The organism is Streptomyces sp. SID14478, assembly GCF_010548525.1.
Classification (GTDB): domain Bacteria; phylum Actinomycetota; class Actinomycetes; order Streptomycetales; family Streptomycetaceae; genus Streptomyces.
The window spans coordinates 1-21,748 of record NZ_JAAGMG010000987.1 but is presented as its reverse complement, the minus strand read 5'-3'; the positions used below and the strand labels follow the sequence as shown (position 1 = coordinate 21,748).

The window sequence follows — 21,748 nt, the reverse complement described above, 5'->3', positions numbered from 1 at the left end:
TCGGCGCCGCGGGCGCGCTGGCGTACGCGCTGCTCGGCCAGGACGCCGGGCGGACCACGCAGCACGGTGTCCTGCAGGTCGTCGCGGTCGCCGTCGCGGGCGCGCTCGTCGGGTGCATCCCGCACGTGGCCCGCGGCAAGGGCCCCTCGCTCGACCATATGGCCCGCCGCGTCCTGACCGTCGGCTTCGCCGCCGTGTGCTACCAACCGCTCTACAACCAGGGCAAGTTGGAGGAGTGGTTCGGCTCCGGGGCCTACTACGCACTGCTCGTCGCCGGGCTGCTCGTGCTGACCGCGCTGTGCGACGCGGTGCTCGCCGCCGCGATGGCGCACGCGCGCACGCGCTGGCCGTTCGGCCCGCTGCTGCGTGACGAACTGCGGGCGATGCTCGGGATCGGCTCCGCGGTCTGTGCGACGGGGGCCGTGACGGCGCTCGCCGTCGCCGTGGCCGGACTGTGGGCGCTGCCCGTGATCAGCCTGCCGCTGCTCCTCACCCAGCTGGCCTTCCGGCGCTACTCCGCGGTGAAGGCCACGTACCGGCAGACCATCGCCTCGCTGGCCCGCGCCACCGAGATCGCCGGCTACACCCCGCACGGGCACGCCCACCGGGTGGCGTCGCTCAGCCGGTCGATAGGGCGTGACCTGGGCCTTTCCGGGCCGGATCTGACCGTTCTGGAGTACGCGGCCCTGATGCACGACATCGGGCAGCTCTCCCTGCTCGACCCGGTCGTCCAGGGGGCGACCTCGGCGCTGCCCCCGGCGCAGCAGCGGCGCATCGCCCTGCTCGGCGGCGCCGTCGTACGGCAGACCGGAGTGGACGCCCAGGTGGCCGTGGTGGTCGAGCGGCAGGCCGATCCGTACCGGGAACAGCCCCTCACCGCACGGATTGTGCGGACAGCGAACGCGTACGACGAAATGGCCAGGGAAGAGGGCCCTCAGGGGCCGCTCAGGGCCCTGGAGAGGCTGCGTCTGGCCACCGGCCGCGACTACCAGCCCGAGGTGGTCGAAGCCCTGGCCAGAGTGGTGTCCCGGCCGGGTCTGAGCCTAGGGTCGGCTGGGTAACCCATGGGTAATGAGCGGGCGTCCGACGGTACGTGGTTGGATGCGAAGAAGAGGGTGTCAGGGGGCACAGGCCTCGAGTATCGGCAGGCGGGAATCGTGAGGATCTTCGGCAAGGGACGGCACCGGCCCTCCGCCTCCTGGCGGCAGGCCACGGATCGTGCGTTCACGCTGATCGGCGACGGCCGGTACGAGGACGCGGGAGCGCTGCTCACCCGCGCCGCCGATCTGGAGCCGTGGCTGTCGGAGTCCTGGTTCAACCTCGCCCTGCTGCACAAGTTCCGGCACGACTGGGAGCAGGCGCGCACCGCGGGCCTGCGGGCCGTCGCGCTCCTCGAACGCGAGACCGGCGCCCCGGACTGGTGGAACGTCGGCATCGCCGCCACCGCCCTGCAGGACTGGCCGCTGGCCCGGCGCGCCTGGCAGGCGTACGGCTTGAAGGTGCCCGGCGGGGCCGCGGCCGCCAGCGAGCCGACGGGCATGGACCTGGGGAGCGCCGCCGTGCGGCTGTCGCCGGAGGGCGAGGCCGAGGTCGTGTGGGGGCGGCGGCTGGACCCCGCCCGCATGGAGGTCCTGTCCATCCCGCTGCCGTCGTCCGGGCGGCGCTGGGGCGAGGTCGTGCTGCACGACGGGGTTCCCCACGGGGAGCGGACGATCGCGGCCGGGCACTCGTACCCGGTCTTCGACGAGATCGAGCTGTGGGCGCCCTCGCCGGTGCCGACCTGGGTGGTGCTCCTGGAGGCCGCCACCGAGTCCGACCGGGACGCGCTGGAGCGGCTCGCGGCCGATGCCGGGTTCGCCGCGGAGGACTGGTCGTCGTCGGTGCGGCTGCTGTGCCGGATGTGCTCGGAGTCGCGGATGCCGTCCGACGAGGGCGACGGGCAGCACCTGGATCCGCACGACCACAGCGAGCCGGGGCATCCCGGCCCCCTGGGACACCGGACCGACGGGCAGCTGTGGGCGCCGGAGCGGGAGTGCGGCGTGGCTGCGCCGGCTTCCCTGGTGCGGGGGCTGCTGGACGGGTGGGTCGCGGACAGCCCCGACTCGCGTGACTGGCGGGACCTCGAAGAGGTTTGCTGAGGTGGGCCGGCGGGCGCGGGGGTCCCGTGGCCGGTCGCCCCGTTCCCCGCGCCGCTGGGCGTGTCCGTCTCCCCGTACCCTGTTCACAGAACCCCGTATTCCCAGGAAGGCTTACGTCCGTCATGGCGCAGCAGGACATTGACGACCAGCGACCCGTTGAGGGCGCAGCCGTGCTCCCCGTGGACGAGGAGGGCTTCGTCGTCGACACCGAGGACTGCGAGGCGCGGGAGGCGGCCTACCGGGAGCGCGGCACGTCGCGGCCGATCACGGTGGTGGGGAACCCCGTCCTGCACAAGGAGTGCAAGGACGTGACCGAGTTCGACGCCGAGCTCGCGCAGCTCGTCGACGACATGTTCGCCAGCCAGCGCACCGCCGAGGGCGTCGGCCTCGCCGCCAACCAGATCGGCGTCGACCGCAAGGTCTTCGTCTACGACTGCCCGGACGACGAGGGCGTGCGCCACACCGGCGTCGTGTGCAACCCGGTCCTGCGCGAGCTGCCCGCCGACCGGCGCCGCCTCGACGACTCGAACGAGGGCTGCCTGTCGGTGCCGACCGCGTACGCCGAACTGGCCCGCCCCGACTACGCGGTGGTCACCGGGCAGGACGAGAAGGGCAACGCGATCACGGTGCGCGGCACCGGCTACTTCGCGCGCTGCCTGCAGCACGAGACGGACCACCTGTACGGCTACCTGTACATCGACCGGCTGTCGAAGCGCGAGCGCAAGAACGCCCTGAAGCAGATGGAAGAGGGCACGCCGCGCTACCCCGTGGTCCCCAACGACTGATTCCCGCCCGGGAAGTTGAGCGTCGAGCGGCGCCTGGTACGGATGATTCCGGCCAGGCGCCGCTCGCGTACGCGCCGGGCCTCCGTGCGCGCAGCGGCGTACGCCCGGGTGTGCGAACAGGACCAGCCGCAAACGACCCAGATTCGGTCATGTAAGGGGATGATTCCGGCGGCCAGGGGTAGTGAGGGGAGCAAATCCGTTCCCAGAACGGTCAGTTGTGGTGCTGAATAGAAAGCGCGGGGATACGCAACGGCGCGCGCCCGGCACTGCGGGAGGGGCGTACGCCACCAGGCGGCAGAGAGGGGTCTTTTCGTGCCTGCTTATCCACAGACAGCGGTCCCACCGGCGCTGGCGCTTCCGGTGATCGAGGACGCGTTTCCTCGCAATCTGCACCCGTATTGGCCCAAGCTTCAGGAGAAGACGCGCTCCTGGCTGCTCGAAAAGCACCTGATGCCTGCCGACAAGGTGGCCAAATATGCCGATGGCCTGTGCTACACGGACTTGATGGCGGGCTACTACATTGGCGCCCCCAACGACGTGCTGTCCGCGATATGCGACTACAGCGCGTGGTTCTTCGTCTGGGACGACCGCCACGACCGCGACGTGATCCACGGCAGGACGGCGAGCTGGCGGCGGCTCGCCGTCCAGCTGCACGCGGCCACCGAAGCCCCACAACTTCACCTGGACCACAAGGACCCGCTGGTCGCGGCCTTCGCGGAGAGCATCAACAGGCTCTACGGCTCGCTGAGCCACACCTGGAACGCCCGGTTCGCCCGGCACTTCCACGTGGTGATCGACGCGTACGACCAGGAGTTCCACAACCGGATGACGGGCACGGTCCCCTCCGTCGACGAATACATAGCCCTGCGCAGGAACACATTCGCGCACTGGATATGGCTCGACCTGTTGGAGCCGACCGCACAGCACGAACTCCCCGCGTGGGTGCGGAAGAACGAGGCATTCGCGCGGGCGGGCCTTGCCTGCCAGGATTTCGCCGCCTGGTACAACGACCTGTGCTCGTTGCCCAAGGAACTCGCGGGTGATGAATTGCACAACCTCGGGATAAGCCTCATCAAACACGAGGGGATTTCCCTTCAGGAGGCGATCGTCGAAGTCCGCCGAAGGGTCGAGGGAACCATAGAAGAATTCCTCGTGGCGGAGGCCGAGGTGGAACAGCTGGCGGTCGCCACGGAGAACATCGGACCGCACGGACGGGAACTCGCGACGGCCATTCGGTCCTGCGTCGGCAATATGCGGAACTGGTTCAGTTCCGTGTACTGGTTCCATCACGAATCCGGCCGCTACGCGGTCGACAGTTGGGACGACCGGGCCACACCGCCCTACATCACCGACTCCGGACGGACGGAACAGGCCGTTCAGAGCGAGCAGACGGATCAAGTAGGTGAGCGCGCATGACCGTCGGATCGACCCTGCCCGCGCCGGCCACCGGCGCACCGCCGCAGCCGCCGCCCGCCCCCGGCGGCGCGCCGCTGATGGGTCACGCCTGGAACCTGCTGCGCGACCCGCTCGGCTTCCTCACCCGGCTGCGCGACGGCGGCGACGTCGTGCGGCTCAGGCTCGGCCCGAAGACGGCCTACGCGGTGTGCGACCCGGAGCTGGTCGCCGCGCTGCTCAAGAGCCCGGACTTCCTGGTGGGCGGCCCGCTGTGGGACACGATGGGGGTGCTGCTCGGCAAGGGGGTGGCCACCAGCAACGGGTCGCTGCACCGGCGCCAGCGCCGGGCGATCCAGCCCGCGTTCAGGATGGACAAGATCCATGAGTACGCGAGGGTGATGGAGGAGGAGGCGCGCGCGACGGCCGCGCGCTGGAGCGACGGCCAGACCGTCGACGTCACGGCCGAGGTGTTCCGCACGGCGACCCGGATCGTGGCGCGATCCGTGCTCCAGGTCGCCTCCATCGACGAGCGGGCGGACCGGCTGAGCGCGGCGCTGCACACCGTCTTCGAAGGTCTGTACCGGAGGATGATCCTTTCCTTCGGTCCGCTCTACCGCGTGCCGTCACCGGCCAATCGGCGATTCGAGAGCGCATTGGCCGATTTGCATCGGCTGGTCGACGAGATCATCGCCGAGCGAAGGACCCAGACGGCTTCGGGAAGCAATCCAGATGACCTCCTCGCGGCATTGCTCGACGACCGCGACGAGAATGGTGAAACCGTCAACGATCAGGAGGTGCACGACCAAGTCGTGTCCCTGGTGGTGGCCGGCGCCGAGAATGTGGCGAAGACCCTGACGTGGGTCTTCCAGCTTCTCGCCGAACACCCCGAGCACGAAAAGCGGTTGAACGAGGAGCTTGAATCCGTCACCGGTGGCCGGCCGGTCGCTTTCGGCGACCTCAAGGAACTCGCATATATGCGGAATCTCCTCACCGAGTCCATGCGGATACGGCCCGCTGTCTGGATATTGACGCGGCTGGCCGCCGTCGACACGACACTTGGCGGGTATCGCATTCCGGCCGGGTCCGACATCGTCTACAGTCCGCTGGCCATGCAGCGCGACCCGCGCGCGTTCACCGACCCGCTGGCCTTCGACCCCGACCGCTGGCTGCCGGAGCGCGCCGCGGACGTCACGCCCGCGGCGCACGCGCCGTTCAGCGTCGGCAACCGCAAGTGCCCGGGCGACCACTTCAGCATGGCCGAACTGGCCCTGGTGCTCGGGACCGTGGTCCAGAAGTGGCGGCTGACACCGGTGGAAGGGACGGACACCACGGCCCGGATAGGGATCACCCTCCAGCCGCGCGGGGCGCTGCTGCGGGTGACGGCGCGCTCAGGCGGCTGACCGCACGGCTGCGCGCCCGGGCCGCCGGCCGCACGGCGGTGCGCTCAGGCCGCTGACCGCACCCGGAAGGTCCTCCTGAAGGCGTTGGGCGTCGTGCCCAGCGCCTTCATGAACTGGTGCCGCATCGCCGCCGCGTTGCCGAACCCCGCGCGGTAGGCGATCGCGTCCACCGTCTCGTCCGTGCCCTCCAGCAACTCCTGGGCGAGCAGCACCCGTTGACGCAGCAGCCACCGGTAGGGCGTCGTGCCCGTCTCCTGCTGGAAGCGGCGCGCGAAGGTGCGCGGCGACATGTGCGCCCGCGCCGCCAGCTCCTCCACGGTCACCGGCGCGTCCAGGTTCCGCTCCATCCACACCAGCACCTCGCCGACCGTGTCGCAGCGCGTCGCGGGCAACGGCCGCTCCACGTACTGGGCCTGCCCCCCGTCCCGGTGCGGCGGCACCACCATCCGCCGGGCTATCGCGTTGGCCACCTCGGCGCCGTGCTCGGTGCGCACGATGTGCAGACAGGCGTCGATGCCCGCGGCCGTGCCGGCGGACGTGATCACGGGGCCCTCGTCGACGTACAGGACGTCCGGGTCGACCCGGGTGCGCGGATAGCGGACGGCGAGCTCGTGCGCGTACCGCCAGTGCACCGCGCACTTGCGTCCGTCGAGCAGCCCGGCCTCGCCGAGCACGAACACCCCGGCGCACAGGCTGAGTACGCGCGCGCCCCGGTCGACCGCCTGCCGCAGCGCGTCGAGCAGCTCCGGCGGGTACTGGCCGAACCGGCGTCCCGCGGAGGGGATCGCGATGAGGTCGGCCTCCACGAGCCGTTCGAGGCCGTGCGGGGTGGAGACGGTCATGCCGGGTACGTGCGTGGTGAGCGAGGGCCCCTCGGTGGAGGCGACCGCGAAGTCGTACACCGGTAGCCCGGCGTCGCTCCGGTCGAGCCCGAACACCTCGCAGACGACGCCGAGTTCGAAGGGATGCACACCGTCGAGCAGCACTGCGGCCACGTTCTTCAGCATGCGTGCCAGTGTGCCGCACAACTGGCAGTAATTCGAGGGTCAGTGACAGTACTGCCACTGCCGGGCGGGGCCGGACGGCGGGAGAGTGGAGGACATGAACACAGCGATGAACTACCTCACCGTCCTCTTCGTCTTCCTCCTCCTGGCCGCCCCGTCCCTGTACGGGATGGCGCACGACCGCCGGATCGACCGGCAGATCCGCCAGGCGCGGCGGGACGCCGAACACCCTTCCCGCCGCACCGAGTTCGCCAAGGTCGCCTAGTTCCCGTCCGCCCTCCCCGGGCGGACGGGCCCCCCGGGACTCCTACCAGGACTCCTCCTAGAACTCCTCGTCGAACCCGACCGACCCCTCGACCGCGACCTGGTACGCCGACGGCCGCCGCTCGAAGAAGTTGGTCAGCTCCTGGACACCCTGCAGCTCCATGAAGGAGAACGGGTTCTCGGACCCGTACAGGGGCGCGAAGCCGAGGCGCTGCAGGCGCTGGTCGGCGACGCACTCCAGGTACTGGCGCATCGAGTCGGTGTTCATGCCCGGCAGCCCCTCGCCGCACAGGTCCCGGCCGAACTGCAGCTCCGCCTCGACCGCCTCCCGCAGCATGTCGGTGACCTGCTGCTCCAGCGCGTCGTCGAAGAGCTCGGGCTCCTCCTTGCGGACGGTGTCGACCACGTCGAAGGCGAAGCTCATGTGCATCGTCTCGTCGCGGAAGACCCAGTTGGTGCCGGTGGCGAGGCCGTGCAGCAGGCCCCGCGAGCGGAACCAGTACACGTAGGCGAACGCCCCGTAGAAGAACAGCCCCTCGATGCACGCCGCGAAGCAGATCAGGTTGAGCAGGAAGCGGCGGCGGTCCGCCTTCGTCTCCAGGCGGTCCAGCTTCTCGACCGAGTCCATCCACTTGAAGCAGAACTCGGCCTTCTCGCGGATCGACGGGATGTTCTCGACGGCCGCGAACGCCGCCGTCCGGTCCTCCGGGTCGGGCAGGTACGTGTCCAGCAGCGTCAGATAGAACTGGACGTGCACGGCCTCCTCGAACAGCTGGCGGCTCAAGTAGAGCCGTGCCTCGGGGGAGTTGATGTGCTTGTAGAGGGTGAGCACCAGGTTGTTCGCGACGATCGAGTCGCCCGTCGCGAAGAACGCGACCAGCCGGCCGATCATGTGCTGCTCGCCCGGCGACAGCTTCGCGAGGTCGGCGACGTCCGAGTGGAGGTCGACCTCCTCCACGGTCCAGGTGTTCTTGATCGCGTCGCGGTAGCGCTCGTAGAAGTCCGGGTAGCGCATGGGGCGCAGGGTCAGCTCGAAGCCCGGGTCGAGCAGGTTCTTCTCGGAGTGGGTGTCCGTCATTACTGGCAGGCCTCGCAGGACTCGGGGTTTTCCAGGGAGCAGGCGACCGCGTCGGTGGGTTCGGCGGTCTGCGCGGGGACGGTGGCCCGGCCCGCCGCGCGGGCGATGCGCGTCGCGGGGCGCGAGCGCAGGTAGTACGTCGTCTTCAGGCCCGACTTCCAGGCGTACGCGTACATCGAGGAGAGCTTGCCGATGGTCGGCGTCTCCAGGAACAGGTTCAGGGACTGGGCCTGGTCGAGGAACGGGGTCCGCGCCGCCGCCATGTCGATGAGGCCGCGCTGCGGGATCTCCCACGCCGTGCGGTACAGCGCCCGCACCTCCTCGGGGACCCAGCTGAAGCCCTGCACCGAGCCGTTGGCCTCGCGCAGCGCCTCCCGGGTCTGCGCGTCCCACACGCCGAGCGCCTTGAGTTCCTGCACCAGGTAGGAGTTGACCTGGAGGAACTCGCCGGACAGGGTCTCGCGCTTGAAGAGGTTCGAGACCTGCGGCTCGATGCACTCGTAGACGCCGGCGATCGAGGCGATGGTGGCCGTCGGCGCGATCGCCAGCAGCAGCGAGTTGCGCATGCCGGTCGCGGCGATACGTTCCCGCAGCGCGGCCCAGCGCTCCGGCCACGTCAGCTGCACGTCGTAGTGGTCGGAGTGCAGGACGCCGCGGGCGGTGCGGGTCCTGTCCCAGGCCGGCAGCGGGCCGTTGCGCTCGGCGAGGTCGGCCGACGCCTCGTACGCGGCGAGCATGATGCGCTCCTGGATCCGCGTGGACAGCGTCTTGGCCTGCGGGGAGTCGAAGGGCAGGCGCAGCTTGAAGAAGACGTCCTGCAGACCCATGGCGCCGAGGCCGACCGGACGCCAGCGGGCGTTGGAGCGGCCCGCCTGCTCGGTCGGGTAGAAGTTGATGTCGACGACGCGGTCGAGGAAGGTGACGGCGGTGCGGACGGCCTCGTCGAGCCGCTCCCAGTCGATGTCCCCCTCGGCGACGAACGCCCCCAGGTTCACGGAGCCCAGGTTGCAGACGGCCGTCTCCCCGTCGTCCGTCACCTCCAGGATCTCGGTGCACAGGTTCGAGGAGTGGACCGTGTGGCCGGGCTCCGCGGTCTGGTTGGCGGTGCGGTTGGCGGCGTCCTTGAACGTCATCCAGCCGTTGCCGGTCTGCGCGAGCGTGCGCATCATGCGGCCGTACAGGTCCCGGGCGGGCAGGGACTTCAGGGCCTTGCCCTCGGCCTCGGCCCGCCGGTACGCGGCGTCGAAGTCGTCGCCCCACAGGTCGACGAGCTCGGGCACGTCGGCGGGGGAGAACAGCGACCAGTCGCCGCCGTCCGCGACCCGGCGCATGAACTCGTCCGGGATCCAGTGCGCGAGGTTCAGGTTGTGGGTGCGGCGCGCGTCCTCACCCGTGTTGTCGCGCAGCTCCAGGAACTCCTCGATGTCGGAGTGCCAGGTCTCCAGGTAGACGGCGGCGGCGCCCTTGCGGCGCCCGCCCTGGTTCACGGCGGCGACCGAGGCGTCGAGGGTCTTCAGGAACGGCACGATGCCGTTGGAGTGGCCGTTCGTGCCGCGGATCAGCGAACCGCGGGAGCGGATGCGCGAGTAGGACAGGCCGATGCCGCCCGCGTGCTTCGACAGCCGTGCGACCTGGTGGTAGCGGTCGTAGATCGAGTCGAGCTCGTCCAGCGGGGAGTCGAGGAGGTAGCAGCTCGACATCTGGGGGTGGCGGGTGCCGGAGTTGAAGAGCGTGGGGGAGGAGGGGAGGTAGTCGAGGCGGCTCATCAGGCCGTAGAGGGCGGCGACTTCGTCCACGGCGCGAGCGCTGTCGTCCTGCGCGAGACCGGCCGCGACGCGCAGCATGAAGTGCTGCGGGGTCTCGACGACCTTGCGGGTGATCGGGTGGCGCAGCAGGTAGCGGCTGTGCAGGGTGCGCAGGCCGAAGTAGCCGAAGCGGTCGTCGGCGGCGGTGTCGATCAGGGCGTCGAGCCGCGCCGCGTGGAGGCGGACGAACTGCGCGGTGCGGTCCGCGATCAGGCCCTCGCGGTGGCCGACGGCGACGGACTCGGTGAAGCGGGTGACGCCCTGCGAGGCGGCCTCGGCGGCGATGGAGAGCGTGAGCAGCCGGGCGGCGAGCCGGGAGTAGACGGGGTCCTCGGAGATCAGTCCGGCGGCGGCCTCGGTGGCCAGTTCGCGCAGCTCGGCCTCGTCGGCGCGGGCGCTGCGGCCCCGCAGGGCACTGGCGGCGACCCGGCCGGGGTCGGCGCCCTGGAGGTCGGCGGTCAGGTCCGTCAGGGTGCGCAGCAGCGCGGTGCCCGGGGCATCGGTGTCCACTGATGCAGGTTCAGCAGGCGCGATGGTCACGTGGAAGCTCTCCCTCGCTCGGCTCGGGGCCTGCGGGGAGGAGTGGCTCGGGCGCGCACGGCGGGGCGCCTTCGTCACCGGCCCAATTCCGCGAGGCCCGGACGTCGTCGACGCCCGGGCCGGACGGCTCGGGCGTACCGTCGACAGGTCATCGGACTCACGCAGGCGCCGTTATGGGCGCGTACGTTCACCGTTGCGGGACAGTTCCGGATTTGCACCGGATTCCCCTGCGGCGACAGCGAGAGCGAGCATACATGTTGTGCCGGGCGTTCGCGGCACCCCCATATCTTGTGTCGCCCCGGTGTCGGTGGCCCTCAGGCGGCCGTCGGCTGCTTCAGCAGCGTGGTCACGAAATCCTCGGTGAAGTTGCGCGGTCCCGTGCCCAGCGCGACCCTGCCGCGGTGCTGGGTGCGGGCGCTCACGAGGGGCGACTCCTGGTAGTAGGCGCGGGGGTAGTCGGAGTCGTAGGGGATGAACACGGTCTTGCCGCGGGTGAGTTCGCTGGCGCACTCGACCACGACGGTGCCCTCGGCGGCGGTGACGAAGGACTCGTCCGCGCACACGCCGACGGCGAGCGGGTCGTGCAGCGGGCTGCCGCCGGTCTCCTCGTACGCGCCGAGGTAGAAGCGCATCAGGCGGGCGCTGAGCTCCATGCCGGGGCCCGCCTCCTCCAGCACCTTGAGCTCCTCGGGACCGAACCGCCAGCCGTGCGTCGCGTCGAGGCCGACCATCGTGTACGGGATGCCCGAGGAGACGACCAGGTCGACGGCGTCCGGGTCCGCCCAGGCGTTGAACTCGGCGACGGGCGTGATGTTCCCCGGCACCTCCGCGGCCCCGCCCATGAAGACGAGCCGCTTGACGCGCCGGGCGAAGGACGGGTCCTCGCTGAGGGCGAGCGCCACGTTGGTGAGCGGCCCCGTCGCGCACACCGTCAGTTCGCCTTCGTACGTACGCGAGAGCCTGAGCAGCGCCTGAGCGGACGACTCGCTCTGCTCGGCCGCGCTCGAGTCGGGCAGTTGCTCGGCGCCGAGCCCCGAGGCGCCGTGGAACTCGCCGGCCGCGGAGTACGGCAGGCGGGTCAGGGGGCGGCCCGCGCCCCGGTGCACGGACACGTCGCCGTCGATGCCGAAGGCGCGGGCCAGCGCCCGCCCGTTGCGGTAGGTCTGCTCGGCGGGCACGTTGCCGCCGACCGTCGTGTACGCCTTGAGGTCCCACAGGCCGGTGCCGAGCAGGTACTGCAGGGCGACGGCGTCGTCGATTCCGGGGTCGCTGTCGAGGACGATCGGGGCGGGCATGATTCCTCCGGTGCTGGTGGTGCGGGTCATGGGTCACCGTAATGCGACGAGCCCCTCCGGGAAGGAGGGGCTCGTCACGCGGACAGCGGCAGGGACAGGGGCAGGACTCAGTGCCCGGCGCCGACGGTGGGCAGGTCCACCTGGACGCCCTTGTCGCCGGCGTCGGCGGTGTAGTCCGCGGGCGACGTCTCGTCGGCGCCCTCCGGGGCCTTCACGGCCTTGAGGACGAAGGTCCCGACGACGGTCACGAGCACGTTCAGCACGAACGCCGTCATGCCGATGTAGCCGATCTCGCCGATGCCCGGGATCTCCTTCGAGGAGCCGCCGAAGTGGTCCTGCGTCGGCGAGGCGACCCCGTACGCGGCGAGCGTGCCGTACACCATGCCGACCGCCCAGCCGGCGAGCAGCGCCCACCGGTGGAACCAGCGGGTGAACAGGCCGCCGACCAGCGCGGGCATGGTCTGCAGGATCCAGATGCCGCCGAGCAGCTGGAAGTTGATGGCGACGGTCTTGTCCATGGTCAGGACGAAGGCGAGCGCGCCGACCTTCACCAGGAGCGAGACCAGCTTGGAGACCTTGGTCTCCTGCGCGGGCGTCGCGTCCGGCTTGATGAAGTCCTTGTAGATGTTGCGGGTGAAGAGGTTGGCCGCGGCGATGGACATGATGGCCGCGGGGACCAGCGCGCCGATGCCGATCGCGGCGAAGGCGACGCCCGTGAACCAGTCGGGGAACATGTCCTCGAACAGCTGCGGGATCGCCAACTGCCCGTTCTGCACCTTGATCCCGGCCGCGATCGCCATGAACCCGAGCAGCGCGAGCAGGCCCAGCATCAGCGAGTACAGCGGCAGGATCGTGGTGTTGCGGCGGATCACGTTGCGGCTCTTGGAGGAGAGCGTCGCGGTGATCGAGTGGGGGTACATGAACAGCGCGAGGGCCGAGCCGAGGGCGAGCGTCGCGTACGTCCACGTCCCTTCGGAACCCGGCGCGAGCGCTCCGACGGGTTTGTCCGTCGCCGGACTGATCTGGGAGAACTTCTTGCCGGCGGCGGCGAAGATGTCGTCGAAGCCGCCGAGCTTGATCGGGATGTAGATGATGGCGACCGCGATGACGAGGTAGATCAGGCCGTCCTTGACGAACGCGATCAGCGCGGGCGCGCGCAGGCCCGACGAGTACGTGTACGCGGCCAGCACGCCGAAGGCGATGAGCAGCGGCAGGTCCTTGACGAACCAGTTCGTGCCGTCGCCGCCCCCGACGCCCATGACGTCCAACACGGCCTGGATGCCGACGAGTTGGAGCGCGATGTAGGGCATGGTGGCGAGGATGCCGGTGATCGCGACGGCCAGCGACAGCCCCTTGGAGCCGAAGCGGCCGCGCACGAAGTCCGACGTCGTCACGTACCCGTGCTTGTGCGAGACCGACCACAGGCGCGGCAGGAACGTGAAGATCAGCGGGTAGACCAGGATCGTGTACGGGACCGCGAAGAAGCCGGACGCGCCCGCCGCGTAGATCGCCGCGGGGACGGCCACGAAGGTGTACGCGGTGTAGAGGTCGCCGCCGAGCAGGAACCAGGTGATCCAGGTGCCGAACGAGCGGCCGCCCAGGCCCCATTCGTCGAGCGAGTCGTTCTCCGACCGGCGCCAGCGCGCGGCGAGGAAGCCCATGACCGTGACGGCCACGAAGAAGATGATGAAGACGGTGAGCGCGACACCGTTGACGCCGCCGTTCATGCCTGGCTCCCGGTGGCCTTGCGGGCGCGCTGGTCACGCTGCCACAGCTTGTACGCGATCATCGTGAGCGCCGTCGAGATGAGGACCCAGAGCATCTGGTACCAGTAGAAGAACGGGATGCCGATGAACGTCGGGTCGATCTTGGCGTAGGAGCTGACCCACAGCATCGCCACGAACGGTGCGACCAGACACAGTCCGATGACGACGCGCATCGGCGTCACCACCGGTCTCTCCACTTGTTTCGCGACTTCTGGCGCATCGGACATTTCGCGGCTCCGTCCCCTCGCTGGTCCCACTTATCTCATGCTTAACGCCCGGGAAATCTAAGCGAGAGTCTTGATCTATGGAACCCCTGTCCGGATAACGGACGCGTCGCGGCGGACCGTCAGCAGCAGCGGAACCCCTGCCGGGGGTCCGCTTCCTGGCGGTCCGTCCGCTTGCGCTCGAATTCGCGCCGCGAGGGCACACAGGTGCCCGGATGCGCGGCGCGCACGTGCGCCACGTACCGCTCGTACGCCGATTCGTCCGTCAACTCCCGTACGTACCAGCGCACGTGCCTAACCACCCGAAGCAGCACCGACGCCGCCATCGCGCGTCTCCTCCCGTTCCGCCTCCGCCTTCTCCGCCTGTGTGGGAATGAGTCCGGCCGGTGCCACCAGCGTGGACTCGACGTACGGTGCCTCGCTGAGCCGCGAGGCCTCCGGTCGGCGTACGTGCCGGATGCACACCCGCGTCGCGTCCAGGATGACCACGACGATGAGCAGCGCGAGCGCCGCCGAAAGGACGCCGTCCACCGTGGAGTTGGTGACGACGGTGTGCATGTCGTCCATGTTCTTGGCGGGCGGCAGCACCTTGCCCGCGTCGATGGCGTCCTGGTAGTTCGCGCGCTGCTGGAAGAAGCCGACCTTCGGGTCGGACGAGAACACCTTCTGCCAGCTCGCGGTGAGCGTGACCGTGGCGTCCCAGACGAGCGGGACCCCGGTGATCCAGGCCCACTTGAGACGGCCGGACTTGACGAGCAGCGTCGTGCAGACGGCCAGCGCCACCGCGGCGAGCAGCTGGTTGGAGATGCCGAAGATCGGGAAGAGCTGGTTGATCCCGCCGAGCGGCTCGTGCACGCCGACCCAGAGGAAGTACCCCCACAGTGCGACGACGACGCCGCTGGTCAGGACGAGGCCCGGCTTCCAGCCGATGTTCTTGAACGGCTTGTAGACGTTGCCGAGCATGTCCTGGAGCATGAAGCGCCCGACACGGGTCCCGGCGTCCAGCGCGGTCAGGATGAACAGCGCCTCGAACATGATCGCGAAGTGGTACCAGAAGGCGCGCAGACCGCCCCCGGTCACCTTCGAGAAGATCTCGGAGACGCCGATCGCGAGCGTCGGCGCCCCGCCCGTACGCGACAGCAGCGTCGTCTCCTCGACGTTCTTCGCCGCCGCCGCGAGGTCGGCCGGCGAGATCGAGTACCCGAGGTGCGCCACGGCCTGCGACGCGGACTGCACGGAGTCGCCGATCACGCCCGCGGGCGCGTTCATCGCGAAGTAGAGCCCGGGGTCGATGATCGAGGCGGCGACCAGCGCCATCACGGCCACGGACGACTCCATCAGCATGGAGCCGTAGCCGATTATCCGGACCTGCGTCTCCTTCTGGATCATCTTCGGCGTCGTGCCGGAGGAGATCAGCGCGTGGAACCCGGAGAGCGCGCCGCACGCGATGGTGATGAAGACGAAGGGGAAGAGGGACCCCGCGAAGACCGGCCCGTCGCCGCGCGAGGCGAAGTCGGTGACGGCGTCCATCTTCAGCGTCGGCAGCGCGACGACGACCCCGACGGCCAGCAGGGCGATCGTGCCGAGCTTCATGAACGTGGACAGGTAGTCACGCGGCGCGAGCAGCATCCACACCGGCAGCACGGAGGCGATGAACCCGTACGCCACCATCCAGATGACCAGCGTGGACGGCGCGAGCGTGAAGGTGTCGGCGAGCGAGGACTCGGCGACCCAGCGCCCCGCGACGAGCGCGAGCAGCAGCAGCGCGACGCCGATGAGGGACACCTCGCTGATCCGCCCCGGCCGCAGCACCCGCAGGTAGAACCCCATGAACAGGGCGATCGGGATCGTCATCGCGATGGAGAAGGTGCCCCAGGGCGAGGCGGCCAGCGCGTTCACGATCACCAGGGCGAGCACCCCGAGCAGGATGATCATGATGGCGAAGGCGGCGACCAGCGCGGCCGCCCCGCCGAACGGGCCGATCTCCTCGCGCGCCATCTGCCCGAGGGACTTGCCGTCGCGCCGGGTCGAGAAGAACAGCACGACCATGTCCTGGACCGCGCCCGCGAAGATCACCCCGACGATGATCCAGATGGTCCCCGGCAGATATCCCATCTGCGCGGCGAGCACCGGCCCGACGAGCGGCCCCGCGCCGGCGATGGCGGCGAAGTGGTGGCCGAGCAGCACCCGGCGGTCGGTCGGGTGGAAGTCGATGCCGTCGTTCAACCGCTCGGCGGGCGTGGCCCGTTTGGCGTCGACCTTGAGCACCTTGTACGCGATGAACTTCGCGTAGAACCGGTAGGCGATGGCGTACGTCCCGAGGGCGGCGGCCACCATCCACGCGGCGGAGACGTCCTCGCCGCGGGAGAGCGCGAGCACGGCCCAGCCGGCCGCGCCGACGAGCCCGACGACGGTCCATACGACGATGCTTCGAGGGGTTGCGGTACGCACGCGTGCGTCCTCCCGTCCATGCGGCGACGGGAGGACGGTAGGGCAGAAATGTGAGGCGCGCTACACCGCGTGCAGGGCTGGTTCTACTCCGTTATGGGACGGGGGAGTTCGGCGCGGCCGCCGGGCGGCCGGTTCACGGGGCGCCGCAGCGACGCGACGCGGGTGCCGTCCCGGGACATCCCTCAGTCGATGGGCCGCTTGAGCCGTGCGACGAACTTGTAGCGGTCCCCGCGGTACACCGAGCGCACCCACTCCACCGGCTGGCCCGAGCCGTCGATCGAGTGGCGCGAGAGCATCAGCATCGGCAGGCCCACGTCGGTGCCGAGCAGGCCGGCCTCGCGCGGGGTGGCCAGCGACGTCTCGATGGTCTCCTCGGCCTCGGCGAGGTGCACGTCGTAGACCTCGGCGAGCGCCGTGTAGAGCGAGGTGTACTTCACCAGGCTCCTGCGCAGGGCCGGGAAGCGCTTGGCCGAAAGGTGGGTGGTCTCGATGGCCATCGGCTCGCCGCTGGCCAGCCGCAGCCGCTCGATGCGCAGCACGCGCCCGCCCGCGGTGATGTCGAGCAGTCCGGCGAGCGTGTCGTCCGCCGTCACGTACCCGATGTCCAGCAGCTGCGACGTCGGCTCCAGGCCCTGCGCCCTCATGTCCTCGGTGTACGAGGTGAGTTGGAGGGCCTGCGAGACCTTGGGCTTGGCGACGAAGGTGCCCTTGCCCTGGATGCGCTCCAGCCGTCCCTCGACGACGAGCTCCTGGAGGGCCTGGCGGACCGTGGTGCGGGAGGTGTCGAACTCGGCGGCGAGCGTGCGCTCCGGAGGCACCGGTGTGCCTGGCGGCAGGGTCTCCGTCATGTCGAGAAGGTGCTTCTTCAGGCGGTAGTACTTGGGCACGCGGGCGGTACGGACGGGCGCCCCGCTCTCGTTCTCCGTACTGCTGACGTCGGTGCTCATGCTCCGCCTTCCCGGCTCCGGTGCCGAAGCGATCGACGTACCCGTCGACCACGGCTCACATCGTTCCACGGCTCGCCGCGGGGGACTCCCCGCACGCTCCGTGATCCCTCCTTATACCGTCCGGTGACCGTCTGGTCTAGTCCACGCTCCGGGCGGTGGGGGTGGTTCCGCGGCGCGGGCCCAACGCCCTTGCCCCGGCGGGCTGATGTCGTTCCGATAACGGACGCACGGCCCTTTCTCGGCCACCCTTGACACGTCTATTGGTCTGGGCCAAGCTCCCCGTACTGGTCTACACCATTAAACGGAGACCGGGTCCCAGTCCCACGAGCACTACTTGTCGTATGCGTCGCTGTGGGTGGGGGGTTGCTGGCATCCCTGAGGAGGGTGACGTGAAGCGCAAGCTCATTGCGGCCATCGGCGTCGCGGGAATGATGGTCTCGATCGCGGCCTGTGGCGGCAGCGACGACGACGGCGGGAGCAAGGCGGGGGCCGACGGATCGTACAAGGGTCAGACGCTCACCGTCTGGACCATGTCCGGGTCGAATCCGCCGGCGTGGACGAAGCAGGTCAAGGCCGAGTTCGAGAAGAAGACCAAGGCCAAGCTGAACATCCAGGTCCAGGAGTGGAACGGGATCCAGCAGAAGATCACCACGGCGCTCTCGGAGTCGAACCCGCCGGACGTCCTGGAGATCGGCAACACGCAGACCCCTGCGTACGCCAAGACCGGCGGCCTCGCCGACCTGAGCGACCTCAAGAAGCAGATCGGCGGCGACTGGGCCGACGCGGTCAACAAGCCGTCGGTGTACGAGGGCAAGCAGTACGCGCTGCCCTGGTACTTCGGCAACCGCACGGTCATGTACAACAAGAAGATCTGGAAGCAGGCCGGCATCACGGACACGCCCAAGACGCGTGCCGAGCTGTTCGCCGACTTCAAGAAGATCGGTGAGAAGACGAAGGCCGAGCCGCTCTACCTGCCCGGCCAGAACTGGTACTTCTTCGACGGCCTGCTCGTCGGCCAGGGCGTCGAGCCCGTGAAGAAGGACGGCAGCAAGTGGGTCTCCAACCTCTCCGACCCGAAGGTCGGCAAGGCGATGGACATCTACAAGCAGTACCAGGACTTCTCCAAGGCGCCCAAGGACAAGGACGAGGCCACGCCGCAGCAGGCGACCGTCTTCGGCAAGGGCAACACCGGCGCGATCATCGCCATGGGCTACGAGGCCGGCACCGCGCTGCAGGCCAAGAAGCTCAAGGCCGATGACATCGGCTTCTTCACCATCCCCGGTGAGACCGCGGACAAGCCCGAGGGCGTCTTCCTCGGCGGCTCCAACCTCGCCGTCGCCGCGGGCTCCAAGAACCAGGACCTCGCCAAGGAGTTCCTGAAGATCTCGCTGTCCGTCAAGAACGACGGCCAGCTGGTCAAGGAAGCCGGCTGGGTCCCGAAGTCGCCGGCGCTGGAGTCCTACGCCAAGGACCAGCCGGCCGCCATGGCCGGCGCGCCCGCCGCCGCCAAGTCCGGTGGCACCACGCCGCTGATCCCGGAGTGGGCGCCGGTGGAGAACCCGCCGAACCCGATCAAGACGTACATGACCTCGGTCCTGAACGGTAAGTCCTCGGCCGATGCCGCCAAGGCGGTCGAGGGCGAGCTCAACAAGCGCCTGAGCCAGCAGCAGTAGACGCGCCCTGAGCCGGGGCGGCGGACCGGGACCTGCATCCGGACCGCCGCCCCGGCCCCGCGCATCGTCCCAGTACGGCTTCGTACGGATCCATACGGCTTCGTGCGGCTTTGGAAGAGATGGCGAGCATGGCAGTGCAGACCAATCCGGCGGGCGCGACCGACGAGGTCGTGACCGACGGACACGGCAGCGGTCGCGCACCCGGACCCCGGGGGGACAAGCGGAAGGGCGCGGCGGCCGCCGCCCCGTACCTGCTGCTGCTCCCGGCCCTCGTGGTGACGGCGATCTTCCTCGGCTGGCCCCTGGTGAACGACGGCATGCTGTCGTTCCAGAACCTCAACATGGGCCAGCTCATCCAGCACGTCACCGAGTGGAACGGCTTCGACAACTACAAGGACGTCCTCACCGGCGAGGACTTCTGGCGCGTCACGCTGCGCTCGGTCATCTTCACTGCGGCCAACGTCGTCGCGATCATGGTGGCGGGCACACTCATCGGGCTGCTGGTCGCGCGCCTCGGCAAGAAGATGCGGCTGCTGCTCCTGCTGGGCCTCGTCCTGGCCTGGGCGATGCCGATCGTCGCGTCGTCCACCGTCTACCAGTGGCTGTTCGCGTCCCGCTTCGGCATCGTCAACTGGGTGCTCGACAAGCTCGGTTGGCACTCCATGGCCGACCACAACTGGACCGGCACGCAACTGTCCACGTTCTTCGTGATCGGTCTGCTGATCGTCTGGGGCTCGATCCCGTTCGTCGCGATCAACCTGTACGCCGCCACGACCACCATCCCGCGCGAGCTGTACGAGGCCGCGGCCCTGGACGGCGCCGGCGTGTGGAAGCAGTTCACCTCGGTGACCTTCCCCTTCCTGCGCCCCTTCCTCTTCGCCACGACGTTCCTCGAAGTCATCTGGGTCTTCAAGGCGTTCACGCAGGGCTACACGATCAGTGAGGGCGGCCCCGACCGGCTCACCGAGACCCTGCCGATCTACGCGTTCGTCGAGGGCGTCGGCAACCAGCACTACGGCATGGGCGCCGCGATCGCGCTGCTCACCATCGTGGTCATGCTGGTCCTCACCGCGTACTACCTCCGCATCGTTCTCAAGCAAGAGGAGGACGAGCTGTGAAGCGCTCACTGCTCGGCCGCATCTGGCCCAACGCCACGGCGATCGTGCTGTTCGTGATGATGGTCTTCCCCGTGTACTGGATGTTCACGACGGCCTTCAAGCCGACCGCGGACATTATCACCGACAACCCGGTCTGGTTCCCGACCGACGTCACGTTCGACCACTTCAGTACGGCGATCAACGCGCCCAACTTCTGGCAGATGGTGGTCAATTCGGTCACCGTCACGGTCTGCGCGGTGCTGCTCTCGCTCGTCATCGCCCTGTTCGCCTCGTTCGCCCTCGCGCGCATGCGGTTCAAGGGACGCAAGGGCATGATCCTGGTCTTCATGGTCGCGCAGATGGCGCCCTGGGAGGTCATGGTCATCGCGATCTACATGATCGTGCGGGACGCCGACATGCTGAACAGCCTGCTCCCGCTGACCCTCTTCTACATGGTGATGGTGCTGCCCTTCACCGTCCTGACGCTGCGCGGCTACGTCGCCGCGGTGCCCAAGGAGCTGGAGGAGTCCGCGATGGTCGACGGGTGCAGCCGCCCGCAGGCGTTCGTCAAGGTGATCCTGCCGCTGCTCGCGCCGGGCCTGATGGCCACGTCACTGTTCGGCTTCATCACGGCCTGGAACGAGTTCCCGCTCGTCCTCGTCCTCAACAAGGAGCCCGGCGGCAAGACCCTGCCGCTGTGGCTGTCGCAGTTCCAGAGCCAGTTCGGCGACGACTGGGGTGCGACCATGGCCGCGGCCTCCATCTTCGCGATCCCGATCCTCATCCTCTTCGTCTTCCTGCAGCGCAAGGCCGTCAGCGGCCTCACCTCCGGCGCCGTGAAGGGATAACCCACCCGATGACCACTGTCACAAGCGGCACGGACACCCTGACCCGCAACGCGCTCACCGTCCTGCAGCCCGGCTTCCCGGGCACCACGGCACCGGACTGGCTGCTGCGCCGGCTCGGCGAAGGTCTCGCGTCGGTCGGCCTGTTCGGCCGCAACATCCAGACCCCCGACCAAGTGGCCGCCCTGACCGCCCAGTTGAAGGCGGAGCGCGGCGACCTGCTCGTCGCCATCGACGAGGAGAGCGGCGACGTCACCCGGCTGGAGGTCCGCACGGGCTCCTCGTTCCCCGGCAACCACGCCCTCGGCGCGGTCGACGACGTGGACCTCACCCGGGGCGTCGCCTTCGAGCTGGGGCGCCGCCTCGCCGAGTGCGGCGTCAACCTCAACTGGGCACCCTCCGCCGACGTCAACGCCAACCCCGACAACCCGGTCATCGGCGTCCGCTCCTTCGGCGCCGACACCGGGCTCGTGGCCCGGCACACGGCCGCGTACGTCGAGGGCATGCAGTCCGCCGGCGTCGCCGCCTGCACCAAGCACTTCCCCGGGCACGGTGACACCGGCGTCGACTCGCACCACGACATGCCCCTCATCGACGTCGGCCTCGACGTGCTGCACGAGCGCGACCTCGCCCCGTTCCGCGCGGCGATCGCGGCGGGCACCCGGGCCGTGATGAGCGCGCACATCCTGGTCCCGGCCCTCGACCCGGACCGCCCGGCGACGCTCTCGCGCCGGATCCTCACCGGCCTGCTCCGCGAGGAACTCGGCTACGACGGCCTCATCGTCACCGACGGCATGGAGATGCAGGCCATCTCCTCCACGTACGGCATCGAACGCGGCAGCGTGCTCGCCATCGCGGCCGGGGCCGACGCCATCTGCGTGGGCGGCGGGCTCAACGACGACGAGACGGTGACCCGGCTGCGGGACGCCCTGGTCGCCGCCGTACGCTCCGGCGACCTGCCGGAGGAACGCCTCGCCGACGCCGCCGCCCGGGTACGCGCCCTGGCGGAGTGGACCGCGGCGCCGGGCACCGCCGAGGGCC

General features: G+C 69.5%; 19 protein-coding genes and 1 riboswitch. Of the genes, 10 read left to right on the top strand and 9 right to left on the bottom strand.

Annotated elements, in window-relative coordinates; translation table 11 throughout:
• The 5 genes from G3I40_RS31775 to G3I40_RS31755 form a co-directional block, all read left to right on the top strand.
• On the top strand, positions 1 to 1,061 hold a 1,061-nt coding region (locus G3I40_RS31775; RefSeq protein ID WP_164306071.1), incomplete at its 5' end, for an HD domain-containing protein.
• Positions 1,062 to 1,157: 96 nt separating this feature from the next.
• On the top strand, positions 1,158 to 2,138 hold the full coding sequence (locus G3I40_RS31770; RefSeq protein WP_164306070.1) for a hypothetical protein: 981 nt from the start codon (positions 1,158 to 1,160) through the stop codon (positions 2,136 to 2,138).
• Positions 2,139 to 2,260: 122 nt separating this feature from the next.
• Positions 2,261 to 2,923: a peptide deformylase gene (gene def / locus G3I40_RS31765; RefSeq protein WP_164306069.1), complete on the top strand. Its 663-nt coding sequence runs from the start codon at positions 2,261 to 2,263 to the stop codon at positions 2,921 to 2,923.
• Positions 2,924 to 3,283: 360 nt separating this feature from the next.
• Positions 3,284 to 4,339 (top strand): multidrug MFS transporter, encoded by a 1,056-nt coding sequence (locus G3I40_RS31760; RefSeq protein WP_343245076.1) that lies wholly within the window; start codon positions 3,284 to 3,286, stop codon positions 4,337 to 4,339.
• The gene (locus G3I40_RS31755) at positions 4,336 to 5,718 is read left to right on the top strand and encodes a cytochrome P450 (protein WP_164306068.1); all 1,383 of its coding nucleotides are present in this window, start codon (positions 4,336 to 4,338) and stop codon (positions 5,716 to 5,718) included. Before G3I40_RS31760 ends, G3I40_RS31755 begins: the two co-directional genes overlap by 4 nt.
• Before the next feature lie 44 nt (positions 5,719 to 5,762).
• On the opposite strand, the gene G3I40_RS31750 is transcribed toward G3I40_RS31755, so the two are convergent.
• Complete coding sequence (locus G3I40_RS31750) at positions 5,763 to 6,725, bottom strand: helix-turn-helix domain-containing protein (protein WP_164306067.1); 963 nt, start codon at positions 6,723 to 6,725, stop codon at positions 5,763 to 5,765.
• A 94-nt stretch (positions 6,726 to 6,819) separates the two neighbouring features.
• Here G3I40_RS31750 and G3I40_RS46655 point away from each other — a divergent pair, with 94 nt between their 5' ends.
• Positions 6,820 to 6,987: a hypothetical protein gene (locus tag G3I40_RS46655; RefSeq protein ID WP_203645150.1), complete on the top strand. Its 168-nt coding sequence runs from the start codon at positions 6,820 to 6,822 to the stop codon at positions 6,985 to 6,987.
• 57 nt (positions 6,988 to 7,044) lie between these two features.
• Here the strand turns inward: G3I40_RS46655 and G3I40_RS31745 are convergent, their stop codons facing one another.
• The 8 genes from G3I40_RS31745 to G3I40_RS31710 all read right to left on the bottom strand — a co-directional run bounded on the left by G3I40_RS31745 (position 7,045) and on the right by G3I40_RS31710 (position 17,092).
• The gene (locus tag G3I40_RS31745) at positions 7,045 to 8,064 is read right to left on the bottom strand and encodes a ribonucleotide-diphosphate reductase subunit beta (protein ID WP_164306066.1); all 1,020 of its coding nucleotides are present in this window, start codon (positions 8,062 to 8,064) and stop codon (positions 7,045 to 7,047) included.
• Positions 8,064 to 10,409, bottom strand: a complete 2,346-nt coding sequence (locus G3I40_RS31740; RefSeq protein ID WP_164306065.1) for a ribonucleoside-diphosphate reductase subunit alpha — start codon at positions 10,407 to 10,409, stop codon at positions 8,064 to 8,066. The genes G3I40_RS31745 and G3I40_RS31740 overlap by 1 nt, the downstream gene beginning before the upstream one ends.
• 146 nt (positions 10,410 to 10,555) lie before the next feature.
• A riboswitch (cobalamin riboswitch) is annotated at positions 10,556 to 10,636 on the bottom strand.
• An 87-nt stretch (positions 10,637 to 10,723) separates the two neighbouring features.
• Positions 10,724 to 11,734 (bottom strand): nucleoside hydrolase, encoded by a 1,011-nt coding sequence (locus G3I40_RS31735; RefSeq protein ID WP_239092053.1) that lies wholly within the window; start codon positions 11,732 to 11,734, stop codon positions 10,724 to 10,726.
• A 77-nt stretch (positions 11,735 to 11,811) separates the two neighbouring features.
• A complete protein-coding gene (locus tag G3I40_RS31730; protein ID WP_164306064.1) occupies positions 11,812 to 13,431 on the bottom strand; it encodes a sodium:solute symporter in 1,620 nt (539 codons plus the stop codon).
• A complete protein-coding gene (locus G3I40_RS31725) occupies positions 13,428 to 13,697 on the bottom strand; it encodes a DUF3311 domain-containing protein (RefSeq protein ID WP_164306063.1) in 270 nt (89 codons plus the stop codon). The genes G3I40_RS31730 and G3I40_RS31725 overlap by 4 nt, the downstream gene beginning before the upstream one ends.
• Positions 13,698 to 13,816: 119 nt before the next feature.
• A complete protein-coding gene (locus tag G3I40_RS31720; protein ID WP_164306062.1) occupies positions 13,817 to 14,020 on the bottom strand; it encodes a YbdD/YjiX family protein in 204 nt (67 codons plus the stop codon).
• Positions 13,989 to 16,145, bottom strand: coding sequence for a carbon starvation CstA family protein (locus G3I40_RS31715; protein ID WP_164306061.1), 2,157 nt, complete (start codon positions 16,143 to 16,145; stop codon positions 13,989 to 13,991). The genes G3I40_RS31720 and G3I40_RS31715 overlap by 32 nt, the downstream gene beginning before the upstream one ends.
• 182 nt (positions 16,146 to 16,327) lie before the next feature.
• Positions 16,328 to 17,092, bottom strand: coding sequence for a GntR family transcriptional regulator (locus G3I40_RS31710; RefSeq protein WP_164306060.1), 765 nt, complete (start codon positions 17,090 to 17,092; stop codon positions 16,328 to 16,330).
• A 389-nt stretch (positions 17,093 to 17,481) separates the two neighbouring features.
• Here G3I40_RS31710 and G3I40_RS31705 point away from each other — a divergent pair, with 389 nt between their 5' ends.
• The 4 genes from G3I40_RS31705 to G3I40_RS31690 all read left to right on the top strand — a co-directional run.
• The gene (locus tag G3I40_RS31705; protein ID WP_164306059.1) at positions 17,482 to 18,765 is read left to right on the top strand and encodes an extracellular solute-binding protein; all 1,284 of its coding nucleotides are present in this window, start codon (positions 17,482 to 17,484) and stop codon (positions 18,763 to 18,765) included.
• A gap of 128 nt (positions 18,766 to 18,893) precedes the next feature.
• Positions 18,894 to 19,883, top strand: coding sequence for a sugar ABC transporter permease (locus tag G3I40_RS31700; RefSeq protein ID WP_164306058.1), 990 nt, complete (start codon positions 18,894 to 18,896; stop codon positions 19,881 to 19,883).
• Positions 19,880 to 20,710 carry a carbohydrate ABC transporter permease gene (locus tag G3I40_RS31695; protein WP_164306057.1) on the top strand — a complete coding sequence of 277 codons (831 nt, stop codon included), beginning with the start codon at positions 19,880 to 19,882 and terminating at the stop codon, positions 20,708 to 20,710. Before G3I40_RS31700 ends, G3I40_RS31695 begins: the two co-directional genes overlap by 4 nt.
• A gap of 8 nt (positions 20,711 to 20,718) precedes the next feature.
• A partial coding sequence (locus tag G3I40_RS31690) for a glycoside hydrolase family 3 protein (protein ID WP_164306056.1) occupies positions 20,719 to 21,748 on the top strand: 1,030 nt, incomplete at its 3' end.